This window comes from Pseudoalteromonas sp. OF7H-1 (genome assembly GCF_022347825.1).
In the GTDB taxonomy this organism is placed as follows: Bacteria; Pseudomonadota; Gammaproteobacteria; order Enterobacterales; family Alteromonadaceae; genus Pseudoalteromonas; species Pseudoalteromonas maricaloris.
Genome location: NZ_JAKRFX010000026.1, coordinates 1 through 15,555 on the forward strand (window position 1 = coordinate 1; position 15,555 = coordinate 15,555).

Annotated in this window: 20 protein-coding genes; 4 read left to right on the top strand and 16 right to left on the bottom strand. The window is 41.8% G+C overall.

From position 1 onward, the window contains the following. Window positions 1-370: 370 nt before the first annotated feature. Window positions 371-838 carry an RNA-binding protein gene (locus tag MHN30_RS22265; protein ID WP_045988290.1) on the top strand — a complete coding sequence of 156 codons (468 nt, stop codon included), beginning with the start codon at window positions 371-373 and terminating at the stop codon, window positions 836-838. Here the strand turns inward: MHN30_RS22265 and murI are convergent, their stop codons facing one another. Continuing rightward, window positions 839-1,615: a glutamate racemase gene (gene murI, locus MHN30_RS22270; RefSeq protein ID WP_130163417.1), complete on the bottom strand. Its 777-nt coding sequence runs from the start codon at window positions 1,613-1,615 to the stop codon at window positions 839-841. A gap of 63 nt (window positions 1,616-1,678) precedes the next feature. After that, window positions 1,679-2,806, bottom strand: a complete 1,128-nt coding sequence (locus tag MHN30_RS22275; protein WP_010378547.1) for a DUF5610 domain-containing protein — start codon at window positions 2,804-2,806, stop codon at window positions 1,679-1,681. A gap of 164 nt (window positions 2,807-2,970) precedes the next feature. On the opposite strand from MHN30_RS22275, the gene trmA reads away from it, so the two are divergent. Then, complete coding sequence (gene trmA / locus MHN30_RS22280) at window positions 2,971-4,065, top strand: tRNA (uridine(54)-C5)-methyltransferase TrmA (RefSeq protein WP_239361171.1); 1,095 nt, start codon at window positions 2,971-2,973, stop codon at window positions 4,063-4,065. Between the two features lie 10 nt (window positions 4,066-4,075). Here the strand turns inward: trmA and MHN30_RS22285 are convergent, their stop codons facing one another. From MHN30_RS22285 to ccoG, 5 genes are read right to left on the bottom strand one after another with little or no spacing between them, the layout of a single operon-like run. After that, window positions 4,076-4,534 (bottom strand): DUF523 domain-containing protein, encoded by a 459-nt coding sequence (locus MHN30_RS22285; protein WP_069023300.1) that lies wholly within the window; start codon window positions 4,532-4,534, stop codon window positions 4,076-4,078. A gap of 48 nt (window positions 4,535-4,582) precedes the next feature. After that, window positions 4,583-5,212, bottom strand: a complete 630-nt coding sequence (locus MHN30_RS22290) for a thiol:disulfide interchange protein DsbA/DsbL (RefSeq protein WP_010604382.1) — start codon at window positions 5,210-5,212, stop codon at window positions 4,583-4,585. An 18-nt stretch (window positions 5,213-5,230) separates the two neighbouring features. Further along, a complete protein-coding gene (locus MHN30_RS22295; RefSeq protein WP_045988286.1) occupies window positions 5,231-5,854 on the bottom strand; it encodes a thiol:disulfide interchange protein DsbA/DsbL in 624 nt (207 codons plus the stop codon). Window positions 5,855-5,870: 16 nt separating this feature from the next. Beyond that, a complete protein-coding gene (locus MHN30_RS22300) occupies window positions 5,871-6,845 on the bottom strand; it encodes a serine/threonine protein kinase (RefSeq protein ID WP_069023302.1) in 975 nt (324 codons plus the stop codon). A gap of 44 nt (window positions 6,846-6,889) precedes the next feature. Next, window positions 6,890-8,347: a cytochrome c oxidase accessory protein CcoG gene (gene ccoG / locus MHN30_RS22305; protein ID WP_130163412.1), complete on the bottom strand. Its 1,458-nt coding sequence runs from the start codon at window positions 8,345-8,347 to the stop codon at window positions 6,890-6,892. 249 nt (window positions 8,348-8,596) lie between these two features. On the opposite strand from ccoG, the gene MHN30_RS22310 reads away from it, so the two are divergent. Both MHN30_RS22310 and MHN30_RS22315 read left to right on the top strand, forming a co-directional pair. Next, the gene (locus MHN30_RS22310; RefSeq protein WP_223193819.1) at window positions 8,597-8,956 is read left to right on the top strand and encodes a hypothetical protein; all 360 of its coding nucleotides are present in this window, start codon (window positions 8,597-8,599) and stop codon (window positions 8,954-8,956) included. After that, entirely contained in the window at window positions 8,956-9,159 is a 204-nt protein-coding gene (locus MHN30_RS22315) for a hypothetical protein (RefSeq protein WP_010604378.1), read from the top strand. Before MHN30_RS22310 ends, MHN30_RS22315 begins: the two co-directional genes overlap by 1 nt. Before the next feature lie 11 nt (window positions 9,160-9,170). Here the strand turns inward: MHN30_RS22315 and MHN30_RS22320 are convergent, their stop codons facing one another. The 9 genes from MHN30_RS22320 to gspG form a co-directional block, all read right to left on the bottom strand. Next, window positions 9,171-9,740, bottom strand: a complete 570-nt coding sequence (locus tag MHN30_RS22320; protein ID WP_039490920.1) for a UPF0149 family protein — start codon at window positions 9,738-9,740, stop codon at window positions 9,171-9,173. A gap of 317 nt (window positions 9,741-10,057) precedes the next feature. Next, window positions 10,058-10,816, bottom strand: a complete 759-nt coding sequence (locus tag MHN30_RS22325) for a type II secretion system protein N (RefSeq protein ID WP_045988281.1) — start codon at window positions 10,814-10,816, stop codon at window positions 10,058-10,060. 2 nt (window positions 10,817-10,818) lie between these two features. After that, entirely contained in the window at window positions 10,819-11,292 is a 474-nt protein-coding gene (locus MHN30_RS22330) for a type II secretion system protein M (RefSeq protein WP_130163411.1), read from the bottom strand. Continuing rightward, window positions 11,289-12,494, bottom strand: a complete 1,206-nt coding sequence (gspL, locus tag MHN30_RS22335; RefSeq protein WP_130163410.1) for a type II secretion system protein GspL — start codon at window positions 12,492-12,494, stop codon at window positions 11,289-11,291. Before gspL ends, MHN30_RS22330 begins: the two co-directional genes overlap by 4 nt. Next, complete coding sequence (gene gspK, locus MHN30_RS22340) at window positions 12,491-13,492, bottom strand: type II secretion system minor pseudopilin GspK (RefSeq protein ID WP_130163409.1); 1,002 nt, start codon at window positions 13,490-13,492, stop codon at window positions 12,491-12,493. Before gspK ends, gspL begins: the two co-directional genes overlap by 4 nt. Continuing rightward, entirely contained in the window at window positions 13,489-14,127 is a 639-nt protein-coding gene (gspJ, locus tag MHN30_RS22345; protein ID WP_039490911.1) for a type II secretion system minor pseudopilin GspJ, read from the bottom strand. The genes gspK and gspJ overlap by 4 nt, the downstream gene beginning before the upstream one ends. Beyond that, window positions 14,127-14,504 carry a type II secretion system minor pseudopilin GspI gene (gene gspI, locus MHN30_RS22350; protein ID WP_130163408.1) on the bottom strand — a complete coding sequence of 126 codons (378 nt, stop codon included), beginning with the start codon at window positions 14,502-14,504 and terminating at the stop codon, window positions 14,127-14,129. The genes gspJ and gspI overlap by 1 nt, the downstream gene beginning before the upstream one ends. Beyond that, window positions 14,501-15,094 carry a prepilin-type N-terminal cleavage/methylation domain-containing protein gene (locus tag MHN30_RS22355; RefSeq protein WP_039490907.1) on the bottom strand — a complete coding sequence of 198 codons (594 nt, stop codon included), beginning with the start codon at window positions 15,092-15,094 and terminating at the stop codon, window positions 14,501-14,503. The genes gspI and MHN30_RS22355 overlap by 4 nt, the downstream gene beginning before the upstream one ends. Before the next feature lie 3 nt (window positions 15,095-15,097). After that, entirely contained in the window at window positions 15,098-15,523 is a 426-nt protein-coding gene (gene gspG / locus MHN30_RS22360) for a type II secretion system major pseudopilin GspG (protein WP_026001105.1), read from the bottom strand. Between the last annotated feature and the right edge of the window lie 32 nt (window positions 15,524-15,555).

Genomic DNA, 15,555 nt, shown 5'->3' on the forward strand with positions numbered 1-15,555 from the left:
CGAGGGATGTGCATTCTAAGCATTCCCGATTTTTTGTCAACACTTAATTTTGAATTTCTTGAGAAGAAGTTTCGAACTTAAGTTTTACTTGACGCTAACTCGTTGCTGCTTTGCTTTTCAGCGTAGCTCCCCGTGTCAGTGGGGTCGCATTATAGGGCGATCCGATTTTAGTGCAACCCTTTTTTTCGATCTTTTCGATCGTTCGAACAAACATTAACCAAAACCCACTTTTTAGTATAAAAACCATGCAAAAAAGGACAAATCTTACTATCAGAACTATATTAATTATTGCGAAGTTTAATTAACTCGTTAAGATAGCTAACTCATTTGTTAAATTAATGTTTAACCTTCTTTTAATTGGTATATTTATATGAAGTCTTTTGATCATAAAGTAATTTTGATCACTTTGGTTATTGCAGTAGCGAGCTTTTTCATTGTTGATCTTGCATTAAGCTCTACACAGCTCGACGCTGCTCTTATGCTTGCCGTAGGTATTATCATCGGTAGTGTAGTAAGCCAGTTTTTAAAAAGTGATACACAACAAGAAAAACAATCAAACTTATCAACTACTACATTATATGTAGGCAATCTACCATATCGAGCCAACGAACATGTTGTCCGCGAACTTTTCGAAGAGCAAGGGCAAGTATTTTCAGTTCGTCTACTTAAGGATAAAAACACAGGCAAACGACGTGGTTTTGGTTTTGTTGAGATGTCTAAGCAAGATGCAGAAAAGGCGATTACTCAACTCAATGAGCGTGAATTTCAACAGCGTACATTAAAAGTAAGAGAAGCAAAGCAAAAGCCTGAAGGTGAGATGGATCACTCACCCGCTTAATTAATCTTTATTTAAATTAATTATAGAGATTACTTCTTTACTATCCATTACTGGTGCCGTTGCATAGAAACACACTTCCGATGCACTCGGCACCTTTTCTCCTACTACTATTTGACTTCCCAACAATGACACTGCACGGTTGGCTATTGCTTTGCCTGAATCAACCAGCTCAACATGCTTCTGTAAGCAATTCTTGATATCGTGAGCTATCAAAGGAAAATGTGTACACCCCAACACTAGCCTATCAACAGTGGCTGGAATGTTAAGCCGAGCTATTTCCACGCACAGTGCCTCTTTATCCAACTCATTATGCCAATAAAAGTGCTCAGCGATCCTTACAAGCTCCGTTGAATGCAAAGTTTCAACTTTACAACCTGAGGTAAAATCCATGATGAGCTTATGCGTATATGCATTATTTGACGTTGCCGGTGTTGCTAATAGTGCGATGTGCTTGGTCTTTGAACTAGATGCAGCAGGCTTAACAGCAGGAACCACACCTATAATTGGTATCTGGGTATGTTTTCTGGCTTCTTCTAATGCGTATGTTGAAGCGGTATTACATGCAATAACGATAAGATCAACATTGTCCAAGTATTGCTGTTGCCAACGAATAAGTCCCTTGATACGTGATTTGATTAGCTCTTGAGGCTGAAGGCCATATGGGAGAAAAGCATTGTCCATAACATAACTAAATGAAACCCCCTGCAAACATGCCTTTAAGTGCGACAGCACACTGGTGCCACCGATCCCCGAATCGAAAACCAAAATATGCGACAAACTTCATACCTCAAATCAATGAAGTATGAAGTTTGCCATGAGTCCTCGCGAAAATAAACTGGCTTAGCTTGTTTGTTTTTGCTCTACTTGCTCTTTATTTAGTTCATTCAGTTTACTAAAAAAGCTACTAGCATAATCCAAAAACTCATTTAGTCTCGACTGACCTTCATTCATCCAAGCAAGCAGGTTTGGCAACTCCTTATCGGCATTGAGTCCCTTAGCCTGCTCTTGCATATCTGCTAACTGCTTATTGAGTGGCATAAATGCCTTCTCTAACTCTTTCATTGGATTGCCTTGCTGATATTGAGCAATCGCAGCTGACGTTTTACTTTGTCTTAGATCCATCGTGAAGTTAGTGATCTGATCGGAATTTAAACTAAGCGACTTTGCCAAATCGAAAGCTTCATCGTATTCACCACCGAAAAACGAGTCACTGACATTACGGATATCTTCCATCATATCGTTAATTGCTTGCTGCTCCTCTTCGTTCAACTCACCATTAACCTTAATTGAGAAACTGACTTCGTGAGAGGACTTAGTGCCATATGCCATGCCATAATCATTACCTTTTTGCGCGACACTCGCAGCGGCCCCCTGAGCATACGCATCGGAGAATGAAATAACGACTTCATCCCCTTCAGCTGTAGTAAATGCATATTCAGCCTGATTAGAAAGGCTCGCAAACTGTGCGGCACTGATCGCTAATGCCTTTGGTGACTTTTCTTCAAACAATTCTTTTTCAAAATCATCTAAACCTTTAAAAATCCCTTCTCGTGATTTTTCAATACCATCTTCGATGTCGGAATTGAAAGCGCCCATGCCTTTTAACTCTTCGCTGGCTTCATCAATACCCTGTAGCACGCCCTTACGTGCCCCATCTAGCATAGATTTCAATTCGTCATCATTTTTGCCGTCGACTTTGGCTTTCTTCACTGCACCCTGAACAAAATCGAGTACATTTTTGACAATAGATTCAAAATCAAATAGTGGCTTGTCTTTTTTATCTTGTGTCGGCTTCTCAATCCCCAACGCTTCTGCAAGCTTATCATCAAGAATTTTAGCTGCTAGCTTAGATTTATTCCCCGCATAGCTGTCTGAATTAATTTGGATATTTGGTCCTATCCCTTTGCTCTTTCCAGGCTTATGCTGCATCGCTGGATTGAGCAACTGATTTAATTGCCCGATTTTCATGGTATGCCCTCCAATATATTAGTTAGATTATCGGCATATTTGCGCAAAGCTAAAGTATAATGATTAAAAAAACAGCAAACCAGACGCATCAGTGATGCTAGACTGGACAAATTAGCAACGCTCCCTAAAATAGCGCCTCTTAATTCAACATAGATGGTTTTAGCATGGCAGTAATAAAAATTGATGATTCAGCATACGAGCAACAGTTAGCAGATAAAGCTGAGCGTATCACAACACAATTTGCACAGTTTGATGCACCTGCACTTGAAGTGTATGAATCTGCAACTCGCCATTACCGCCAGCGCTGTGAATTTAGAGTATGGCATGAGGGTGAAGATCTGTTTCACATCATGTTTGACCAGCAAACAAAAGAAAAGATCCGTGTTGATAGCTTTGATCCTGGTGCACCACTTGTCAATGAAATGATGCAGGTGATGATACATCAGCTGAAAGGCAACGAAATATTGCGTCGTAAACTGTTTCAGATCGACTATCTCACGACGCTGAGCGGTGAAGTACTGATCAGCTTACTTTATCACAAGCAGTTAGATGAAGCGTGGCAAACTGCCATGCAGACATTAAGAGCCGAATTGAAACAAACCTATAAAGTTGATTTTATCGGTCGTGCTAGAAAACAAAAGGTTGTGTTTAGCAACGACTATGTAACTGAAAAACTAAGCGTTAACGGTAAAGAATATATTTATCAGCAGGTTGAGAACAGCTTTACGCAACCGAATGCGGAAGTGAATCAGAAAATGCTAGCTTGGGCGCAGTCCATTAGTGAACCGCTAAGCAACGACCTATTAGAGCTTTATTGTGGTAACGGTAACTTTTCAATCGCATTGGCAGGCTCATTCAATAAAGTGCTGGCTACTGAGATCTCTAAATCATCAGTAAAGTCTGCACAATTTAATATTGCAGCAAATAAAGTCGATAACTTAGATATTATTCGCATGTCGAGTGAAGAGTTTACACAAGCCATGAAAGGGCAGAAGTTTTCTCGATTAGATGGTATTGATTTACAGTCCTATGATTGCCAAACGATCCTTGTCGACCCGCCTCGTGCTGGCATGGATGAATTGACTTGTCGCTTAGTCAGCAACTACGACAACATTATTTATATCTCATGTAATCCAGACACGTTAGAGCGTGACTTAGCCTTGTTATGTGAAACGCATAAAATCGCACGTATGGCGATTTTCGATCAGTTCCCTTATACCCATCATATTGAATCTGGCGTTTACTTAGTGAGAAAGTGATCTCTAACGATTAACGACTGGCTGCCATCGCTGTGATAAGTGCTGGCAGCTGAGTTTCGCTAAAAACCTGAATACCGGATTGCTGTAATAAAGACGCCGTCAGCCCCTGCCCTACTATTTTTTTACCGGTATGACTACCATCGTAAATCAGATTGCTGCCGCAAGACGGACTGGACTCTTTTAACAACGCAAACTTTATATCGTGCTGAAGGCAAGCCGCTAGCGCTTTTTTAGCACCGAGTTCAAACGCGGTGGTAAAATCATCCCCTTGTTTACTCAAAACTTTACCATCTGCTATTTCAGCCGATGGGCGAGGTGTTGGTAAACCACCAGATACTTCGGGGCATAGCGGTAAGACCCAATTTTTTTGCCGCCAATACTGTAATGTATTGTCTTGAAGGCTTTGTGAAGAGGCGTCATACCTCACCGGATAACCTAATAAACAGCTAGAAACTAAAATTTTAAACATAAAAAAGCCCCGCAATAATTGCAGGGCTAGTCTAATACAAATTAGATTTTATTTCTTTGCTAAATAATTCACCAAAGCAGCAATTTGCTCAGGCTTAGTCGTACCAGACTCACGAAGTAATAGCTTGTATTTACCGTTTACCACGAACATTGGTACTCCTGTTAGCGCGCCTTTATCAGAAAGAGTCTTCTGCATTCGTTGCATTTTTGAAGCTTTAGTACGAACAGAGAAACTGGCATAAAGTTTATCAAACTTCTCTTCTTCAACACCTTGTGCAATAAAGATATCTTTTACATCAGCAAGTTCATTGATTTTTGCACGCTTGCCATGGATATGATTAAACATGGCTGCAACTATCTTGTCTTTTTGTGGCAGCACTTCAGCAGTTGCAAGAGCTTGTGCCAACACCTGTTGGATCTCAGGCTCTCTTGGACCGACAAAATCTATATGGCTCTTTTTAAACTTAACGCCCTCGTCCAGCTTTGGTTTAACGTCAACGATTAAATTTTCCATTGCGTTACAGGCTGGACAATAAAAAGAAAAATACTCCATTACCTCAGGCTTTTTCGTGCCACGCTCAGCAATAACTTCATAATGTACACCTTCTTCAAATGGCGCAGCCTGAGCAAGAAGAGGAAGCATTAGTGCAACCGCTAAGCCTTTTAATACTTTCAACATACTAACTTTCTCCAGTCCTTATTTTTTTAATAGATATGCGATCAATTCATCAAGCTGCTCTTGACTCTTGATACCTTTCATTTCGATTCTGTATTTGTCGTTTACGATAAAAGTTGGAACGCCTGTAAGCGCACCCGCTTCAGAAAACTTTTCTTGTGCTTTAAGCATGTTATTTTCCGCACTCACTACTGGCATGCTCGTTACAGCCTGATCAAACTTTTCAGCAGAAATCCCATTTAACTCCATTAGCGTTTTCAAATCTTTAATGTCTAACAGTTTGTTTCTTTCAACATGAATAGCATTAAAAATCTTCTCGGCAATCACATCCGCTTTGCCTGCTTGATCAGCAATAATATAGGCATAGCTTAGGTTGCTCTGCGTTTCTGTAGGAACGCCTCGCAGGAAGTTCACATGGCTTTTTTCAAAGTACGCCCCCTCAGGTAAGTTCTTTTCAATCGCTTTTGCAATTGGCTCAAAGCGGAAACAGTGAGGACAGTAAAAAGAGAAAAACTCAGTAACTTTCTCTGAGTTACTCTGTTCGGTTGTTAAGGTTGTGTAGTGTTCACCTTCGGTAAAGTCTGAAGCCATCGCAGCAATGGGCAAAAGTAATGCAATAAGTGCGATTTTTAATTTTTTTAGCATGTTACTCTCTCTAATTTTAAGGAAATAGGCTCAAACTTGGTTCATCTAATGCAGCAAATTGCTCTTTTAACGCTAGGATCTGTTGTTCCCAGTATTTGTCTGTCGCAAACCAAGAAAAGTTCCGTTCGAATGCAGGATCCTGCCAGCGCTGTGCCAACCAAGCCATATAATTCACCATTCTCATGGCACGTAGCGGCTCAATTAACCCAAGCTCTTTTGAATCAAACGGCATAAATTCTTCGTAACCCATAAGCAGGGTGTCTAACTGTACCAATTGCTCGTTGCGGTCGCCATTTAACATCATCCACAAGTCTTGTATTGCAGGGCCTTGCTGACAATCGTCAAGATCCACCAACATCAATTGATCTCTAGACCACAATAAATTTCCAGCATGGCAATCCCCATGAAGCCGAAGTGTTTTGGCAACTTGATACTTTGAGGTTGCTTTGTTAATAACTTGCTCAAGAATAGTAACAAATGGAGTATGTAGATGACTAGGCACTAACTGGCTTTTTAGCAGTGTTTGTTGCGCATCAATTAAAAAACGCTGGGTATTGAGCTGTGGTCTATGCTCGAATGCTCGCTCAGCCGACAGACAATGCAAGCGCCCTAGGTAGCGACCTAAAATTTCTAAGTGATCTAGATTATCGAGCTCAAACTGACGTCCACCAACGCTTGGAAACAACGTATAGCGATAACCTTCATAAAAATGCAGACTACGCCCAGTAATAAGTAAAGGCGCTACAACAGGCACTTCAGCTTCTTTCGCTGCCAGTGCGAATTCATGCTCTTCTAGAATTTGTTCATCCGTCCAACGCGCTGGGCGGTAAAACTTCACCACATAACGTTTGCCGTCCTCAGCACCAAATTGATAAACACGGTTTTCATAGCTGTTTAAGGCCAATAATCCCGTTGTCGGATATATCTCAAGTGCCTCAATCGCATCTAAAATAAGATCCGGTGTCAACGCGTTAAAACTAAAATCGTTCATAATGTTTATAAAAAAGCGAGGTTTTATACCTCGCTTTTACCTTGTTATCTTCCTTTGAAGAAATTGGTCGGCTGCGCCAGCCGTTCTTCAGGATCGTCTTGGTTAATAAGCACAAACTCAAATTCAGTGACTGGCTTTTTCAAATCATATGGATCAATCACAACAGAGAGTGGCACATCTAATGTCGTGCCTGCTGCTAAGTGCACCTCTTGCTTACCGATCACCTGATAATTACTTAGACCTGTTATTGCAATAGAAAATTTCTGCTCAACTTGCGCTTTGTTTATCACTTTCAAGGTATAGGTATTTTCTACCAATCCCTCAATATTGACACGATAAAGCTGATTTCTATCCCGAATGATATCAAGATCCATCGGCTTACGCATCGCAATGTTCGCAACTAATGCACCAGTGATAACAACCAGAATCAATAAATAACCGATTAATTTACCACGTACTGGTTTGGTCTTTTCGCTAGATGATTCTAAATTGCGCTCTGTAGTGTAAGCAATCAATCCACGCGGGTAGTTCATCTTATCCATAACACCATCGCAGGCATCAATACACGCACCACAGTTGATGCATTCATATTGCAAGCCATTACGAATATCGATACCGGTAGGACACACCTGAACGCACAGGTTGCAATCGATACAATCTCCAAGCCCAAGCTCTTTTGGATCTTGTTTGCGTCCTCGAGGACCTCGACTTTCACCTCGTTCGCTATCATAGGCGACGGTAAATGTATCTTTATCAAACATGGCTGATTGGAAACGAGAGTAAGGACAGATGTGTAAACACATGATTTCCCTCATCCAGCCGGCATTACCATAAGTACAAATGGTAAACACGATAATGCTAATGACGGAATAAAAGCCTGCAGAGAAAGTAAGTAAATCAGGGATCAACGAGCGGATTGGGGTAAAGTAACCAACAAAAGTGATTGCGGTATACAGTGAAAAGAGTATCCAGCTACCATGTTTTGCCGTTTTTCGCCAAAACTTGTCAAAATCCATCGCTCTCTGATCTAGTTTTTTCCGTTGGTTTGCCGTTCCTTCAAACTTTTCTTCAAACCAAATAAAGATAAACGTCCAAACGGTTTGCGGGCAGGTGTAGCCGCACCATACCCGGCCATAGAAGGTGGTCACCAAGAACAGAGCAAATGCCGCTATCATCAGAATAAAAGCAAAGATAGTCAGATCTTGTGGCCATAATGTCATGCCAAAAATATTAAACTTCTGCTCAAAAATATCGAACAACACCGCTTGATGACCGTGAAAGTTTAACCAAGGTAAAGCCATAAATGCCAACATACCAATAAAGCCGATACGCCTTCTTAGCAGTTGATGTAGGCCTGACACCGCCCGGACATATATGCGATTGCGAGGATTAAAACGATCGGGCGTAGAGCTATTGAGCGATTTCCCTTCAGTGCCACCTATTGGCTTTTGAATTTTTACTTCAGACGGTATGTTTTTAACCTTGATTCTTTCGTTCTCCATGGAAGCTCCTTAGTGCTTTGGAACGAGATGCACTTGCTACAGTGACCTTAAAAAATACAGGCTAAACTATTGCAATGTGCCCCATGACATAGTTTAGCGCTTACTATTATACGCTTTGAAACTCTATGATTAATAGTAAGTTGAGCTAAAACCCACCATAAATGATGAGAGACTTGTTGCGACCTGACAGACAAGTTTATTACACTAGGAACAAGATTTTTGTTAGCTAGATCAAATCAGCGTCAGATTATGAAAAAATTCTTAGTATTAGCCATTATAGTCGTTGCTCTGTTTACTGTGGATCATCCATTGATTAAAGAGCCAAGAGATAGATTACTCGGTCAAGGCGTTGAAGTACTCAGCGAGTCCAGCAAAGTACAACGCAGTACGGCTGCAAGGATCGCCAGAGCCAATGTCGTAAAAACAATTACCATGACAGATGACGAAAAGCGCTATATTGACGAAGCCCTTGCAACAGATGAAAAAGTAAGGCTTTTCCACCTCAAGTATTGTAAAGAAAACGACTATAACTTGTATTTTTACGGCCCCGATCTCGTCAAAATCTGTGAAATTGCAGAGCAAGCCATTCATGAAGCGAAGGGATTATAATGGACTTTAGTCAATTAAATAAAAAGTCGGCAAAATCCTTTAATGATCAAAAAGCACTCATCAAAAAGCTTAGTCAGGGACGTGTTGTCAATTGCCCCAGCTGTCAGCAACCCATTGCACTCAGTTTAAGCCAATCGACATCAAATCGAGCTGTGGCACAATGCCAACAGGGTTGCACATTTATCGAGTTAGATCTCGCGTAAAGCATTTTTGATTAATCAAATAGTCCGCTATTCACTGCGGCAACTTCGACTAACTCAGCATAAGAAGCGGCAAACTCGTCAGCCAATTGCGCTTGAGTTAGTTGAAACTCGGTCAGTGACTGTCCTACTTTGTCACAGTAAATCGTTAACTGTTGCTCACCAAGTGCAAAAAGCCCCAGTTGTTCTGTGCTCACTTGCAAAGCTTGTTTAATATCGTCGGCGAGCGGACTGGACATCAATTGCTCATAAAAGGGCGTCGCCGCCATTAAAAACCCTTCGGCCCAATTAATTTTTTGCTCAAGTGGTGTTTCACCACTCCAAGGCAATTGAAATTCAGTTTCGTATACCTGCTCAGAAATTTCATGATGTAAAGCCATCAATGCAAATGCAATACTCTCATCTAGTTCGGGATCTGCGTTGGTTAAAGTCTTAAGCCACTTATCTACCTCGATACCGTTTGGGTCTATACAGGTAGCAAATAAATATCCTTGTAAAAAAGCAATATCAATAGAAAGTTTGCGCGCAGAAAAGTAGTTTTCTAAATTCAGCTGATCAGCTGCAGTAAAAGAGAAGTCGTGCATAGTGTTGCCTTGAACTTAGGCGCCGTATCAGCGCCTACAAAAATGCTTTTATATTAATAACTAACCTGAGATTAGATTAATACCAATTAGTCTTAATACTTGCTCAATTTGAAGGAGCAAATCTGACGCTAACTGCGTTAAAAATTTCTCATTTAGAACAACTAAATAGCAAAATTTTCGCCTTGCCTACATGGATGTAGGTACCTTGGCGATAGCAGGACGCGTAAGCGGTGTTATCGACAAGATTTTCTCGCCTCAAAATAGGTCACTTAATTAAGCAAATTGGTATAACTAAAGTCTGATATGACAGAAGTATATTATAAATTTACTGGGTAGCGACCTTCGCCATCCGGTCTCCCCAAAAACTTAACCGCATCGTGTACTTCTTTTGGTAGACTTGCATCTGGCTTGATATTACCAGACACGCGAAACTGGAAATTGGCAGCTAGTGTCGCATCAGCCTGTAAGCCCAGACGATTTTCAGGGTCTACAACCACGGCAATATCTCCTGATTTACAATCGAGCTGACCACTAAGGTCTCCGATACTAAACCAGCCATTCATGCCTTTAACATCAATATTTGGACTACTTATCTCACCATTTAGTCCTTCGCAATACGGTGCACCACTTTGATACTCCTTCACATTGACGATAACGCGCCCTTTGGCATCAACCGGCAATGGCAGAGTTACTTGATCCATAGCCTGCTCAACACTGAAACGAAGTGAGGCATTATTTACCATCACGGATTTACTTACTAAATTCGATGAGAAATTAGCTTTTCCTGAGATCTCATTTTTATCTCTCGCATTACCAAACTGTACATTGCCTGCCAACTCACCGAGTAGTAATGACGACGGTTCAAGCTCCCACTTAACCTGATTCAATTGAATGTTATTGAATCTCACACCGCTCACTTGACCATGCCAAACAGAACCATTTACTGCGCCTAGCTGCAAATTAGCTGGCAATTGGCCTTTAAAAACTTGCAGCAACACCGCAGCTGGCATAGTAAAAGCACTAAAAATAATAAATGCGAGTAAAAATATAATGAGTAGAGATAGTGTTTTTTTCATAATTATTTCTCTAAAACCAAGCGACTAACACGCACAAAGCCAGGTAAATTCCCTTGTGTAAGGTCTAGGTTTTCTACTTTTACTCCATGCTTATTTGTCAGTTCATCTATCCAAGCAACAAGTTTATTAAATTCCACATCATCGATGGTTAAACGCAAGCTTTCGCCACTAGGTTGCATTTTGCTGATATCAATTTGAAAACGGCCACGGGTGTTATTGACTATCTGGCTGATATTACCGCCGCTGATCACCTGTGCGGGACTGCTAGATTTCAGCTTACTCACGCTTTGACCAACCCAATTTACGAGTTCGTGATTACGTTTTAGCTTAGCTTCGGCATCGCTGACAGCCTGATTCAAAGGTTTGAATATACCCATTATTAGAACAAAAACGATAAAAATAACGCTAGCAACAATCAACAGTTTTTGTTCTTGCTCTTTTAAACCACGCCAATAGTTCACTACTTGCTGCTTCATGCTGCACCTCGAATGCGAATTTCACCCACCACAAAGTCACCATCATTGTTCAGGGCGCCCTGTTCAACACTTACACCGCGTTGCTCTAAAATTGCTTTGACCTGACCAAATACCTGAAACTCTTTTGCGCGTGCTCGAATTCTAAGCTCATTCCTACGTTTATCATAACGCAGCGTTTCAGGAGCGAAAGCATCGATCTCTTCATAAATGGCCACAAAGTGATTAGTTAATTCGAGCAAACCACCTTGTTCCGTGCCAGATAACGCATCAAGCTCATTTTGGATCTGTTTTTTCAATAAGTGCGGACGCACTACTTTATTTGGAAATGCCTGTTGATACATAGCGACCGCTTGGGTTTCTAGCTGATTAGCTTGATGACTTATCACATACAGTTGAGTGCCTTTAATTGCGATAAAGCTCACTACTGCCACGCTCGCCGCTATTAGGCCACTGCGCCAGTCACGCCACCATTGCGGCTGCTTTTTCTTCGCAGCAAATCGACCTTGACGCAAATTAAAATCAATATTTGATAGTGATTTCGCGAAGATGGCTAAAGGTAAATCGTAATCTTGTTGTTGCGCAGTAAGCGTTATCGTTTCTGAGAAATCGCTTGCCGGGCTAAAATGCGCCAGCTGCTTAACACCCGCAATGGTGAGGTACTCGTTAACCCAGCTAAGTTCAGCAGTGCCAACTTGCCAAGCATTGTGTTTGAATAGCCATTGCTGACCTAACTGCACGGCACTAGTCATCTCTTCATGAAGCGGCAAACATAAGGCGTCCGGTAGCGCTTTACTTACACTGATCCCAGCATCATCGAAGGCACTAAACCAGCTTTGTAGCCAACTGCTATCACAAATCGCAACATCGATAGTATGTGTGTCGGCTTTCATGCCCGGTTTACCAATTGCGATAAATAGCGCATCGATGTCGGTTGCAACATGTTCCTCAAGCATAAACGGTAAGGCTTGCTCTAGTTTCCTATTCCATTTTGCTGGTAATTCTAGCGTGCGTAACTGCACCGCAGTCGCTGGTAGTAACAAAACAACCGGTCTCGTTTGCGCTTTTTCGGCAAGGCTACCAAGCTGTTCACTCCCTTCTAGTTCACCACTGGCAATAATTTGTTGTTGTTCTGTTGACCACACTAACCAGTGTATTGTCGCCTGGTGTGACTGATCCACACGGATCAATAATTGTTCTGTCACTCTACGCCTCCAAATTTACGAGCAAGCACGTACGCTTTACCATCTTTTGTTTCTATAATTGATGTGAGAGAAAAGCGTCGCTCATCAAACACAGCTGTTGCTCGCAACTGAAAATAATTGCTGTTAATCGTAAAAGTTTTGGAAGTCTTGTTAGGGTCTTTGACCCCTTGATTCGCGACTTCCGTGTAAAATTCATTAATATCGGTAAAACCTTTTTTTGGTCTTGCAGAAATAATAGCTTCAGCACCTGACTTCGATAAACCAGGTATAAGCGCACTGAGTAGAAGCGCTTGTTCTGGCAATATCGTATTGACGTTTACCGCAAGCTCCTCACTTCCGGGGATCACGCAAACATAAGGCTTAATCTTTTCCATCACCAGCGGATTAAAGCCCTTAATCACGCGTAGCTCACTGACAGACGCCATCAAATTATTAGCCGTTAAATAAGGCGTCTGATTAGACATATACTCGTCTTCTTCTGCCCCTGAGCGGTAAGTAATGCTATCTTCATCAAGCCAATCGTAGACACTATCAGCAAGGGCTTCCTCGCTTTCGTTACTCGGCAAATCCTCAATATTCTTCAAAAGTTCCAATAGCGCAGCATGGGCTAGGTTTGTATTCTTTCCACCAATCTGCTGACCACCTTGGTCATTTCCATTTGTTTGTGACTTTGCTCTCAAGGCATTCAGGTTTAGGCATGCCTGTAAGTCTGTAACTTTACCACTCAACGTACCATGGTCAACGGGGTAAGGCACTTCTTCACGAGCCCAAGGCTGGTCTAGATTAACGGTATCAGGATCATCTTTTTTCGCTTGTATCAACGCTCTTTTGACTAATTCCTCAGCACCATAGCTATACCACTTGGCTTGTTGCTGAGTTTGAATATTCGAAGCCTTTTGTACCTGCACCATTAAACTACTCGCCATTTCAGCGGCAATTGTCGCTGCCAATGCAACGATGAAAAGTACGATAACAAGCGCCGCACCTTGCTGCTTCATGGCTGTTGCCCCTTATCATCTGCGACACCACTGCCTGGCGTCAAAAATAAACGGCTTATTGGATCCGAGTCTTTTCTTTGCAACGTCACTTTAATCGCTTTAGGTAACGATTTCGACTTCCAATCAGCTTGCCATTTTAGTTTGTCGTCCAAAAACTCAAACTTTAATTCTTCGACATCTTCCAAGATGACCTGCGCGCGGGGTTCTGTTCCATCAAGCTGGTCAACATATACTCGATAAATACGCTCCAGTTTGTCATCGATAACACGATAACCGACAGCCTGCAGTTCAGAACGTGGCAATAAACTAATAGGGTTAGTCCAACCATCACGAACAAAAGCGATACCATCATATTGGCTCTCGAGTTCATAACGGCCATGGATGATATAAGTTGGGCTAAAATCCCCTGCTTCATTTCTGACTTCTCGCTTAGTGATCTGATTAAAATCCTGATCCATCAAGCGGAAAGTCGTTTGTAGACCTTCAATTTCGGCAATTTTTTCCGCTGAAGCCGCTTGGGCCTTCAACGTTGAATCTAAAATTTGATGAGTCGCCGTCACCACCACCGCTAAAATAGCCAGTGCCAACAATACTTCTATTAGCGTGAAACCACGCTGAGGTGTATGCACTGTCACTACTTACTCCGGTACATAAAAGTGGTGATGTCATACACTGAGTTTTTGAGTTCAGGTTCGCGGAAAACGTGCACGGTGAGCTTTACAAAGCTAGGATCTGCGGTTTGTTGGATATGCTGTTGCCAATACCAAGTGACCCCAGCCATTTCCTCTTCGCCTTTGTTACCATTCTTCCCATGCCAGTCATCGCCTTGCGCACGCAAAAATACCAAACGATTTTCTGCCACCCACGACGCATAGGTCTGCTCTTCAAGCGAGCTGATATGATTTATATGTTCGCTTGTCGCTTGCATTGCAGCAATACCAGCGACAGCACAAATACTTAGCGCAACCATGACTTCAAGTAAGGTAAAGCCTAAGCCTTTTCTAGCGTTCATTCTTCAGGTTCCCGCTTCAGCCCTACCGGCGCCATAAATTCGCCTTCGACAAAATATATTGGCTCTTGCAGTTCTTTATTTTCCACACTTAATCTAAATGCGCTGACTTCACCGGAAGATAAAATAAGTACTTGCGGGATCTTGAGCTTTTTAAGTTCAAGTAAATTGTCGTCGTCGCCGCCACTCATCAACTCTCGCCAATTTGCTTGCTCAAGTAAGTTATCTTGAGACCACGGCAGATCTTCTAAGATCAATTCCACTTTGTACTGCTCAGGCAGCTCAATAGGTTTGTAGATATCGTCGGCTTCGAAAGTTCGCCACTTCTCACCGTCAAAAACCAAAAACTCAATCACACCTTTATCTAAGTGAAAACCAAGTTCAACCTGATTTAGTACTGCAAATTCTGACGCAAGATTAATCGTCCCCTGCACACGCATAGCCATGGTTTCGAGCTCTTCCTCATCACTATCACTGACGGTATAAGTAATGAGGTTTACTGAAAAAGCAATGATCACCAAGACAATAAGGACTTCAAGTAAACTGAAGCCCTTTACCTTAGCTAATGCCGGTTTGTGCAGAGGTGCTAACATAGATTAACGTTCGTCTTCCGTATCCCAGTTACCGATATCATCATCAGTGCCAACTTCGCCATCCGGACCCATTGAAAAGATATCGATTTGGCTCATTTCGCCAGGACTTACTAATTGGTAAGGATTACCCCATGGATCTTCTGGAAGCTTAGAAATAAAGCCACCTTCAGGGAAACGTTTTGGTACCGGGTCAATATTGGTTTGCGTCACCAAAGCTTCCAAACCTTGCTCTGTGGTTGGATAGCGTTTGTTTTTTAGTTTGTACATCTTCATTGCGTCTTCAATCTGACGAATATCTAGACGTGCCTTTTCTTTTGCTGCTTCTTCTTGTTGACCCATCACGTTAGGCGCAACGATAGATAAGATCATACCGATGATAACAAGTACCACCATCACTTCTAGTAGTGAGAAACCTGATTGTTTTTTCACAATGTTTACCTCAATGCTGTTATTGATGACCA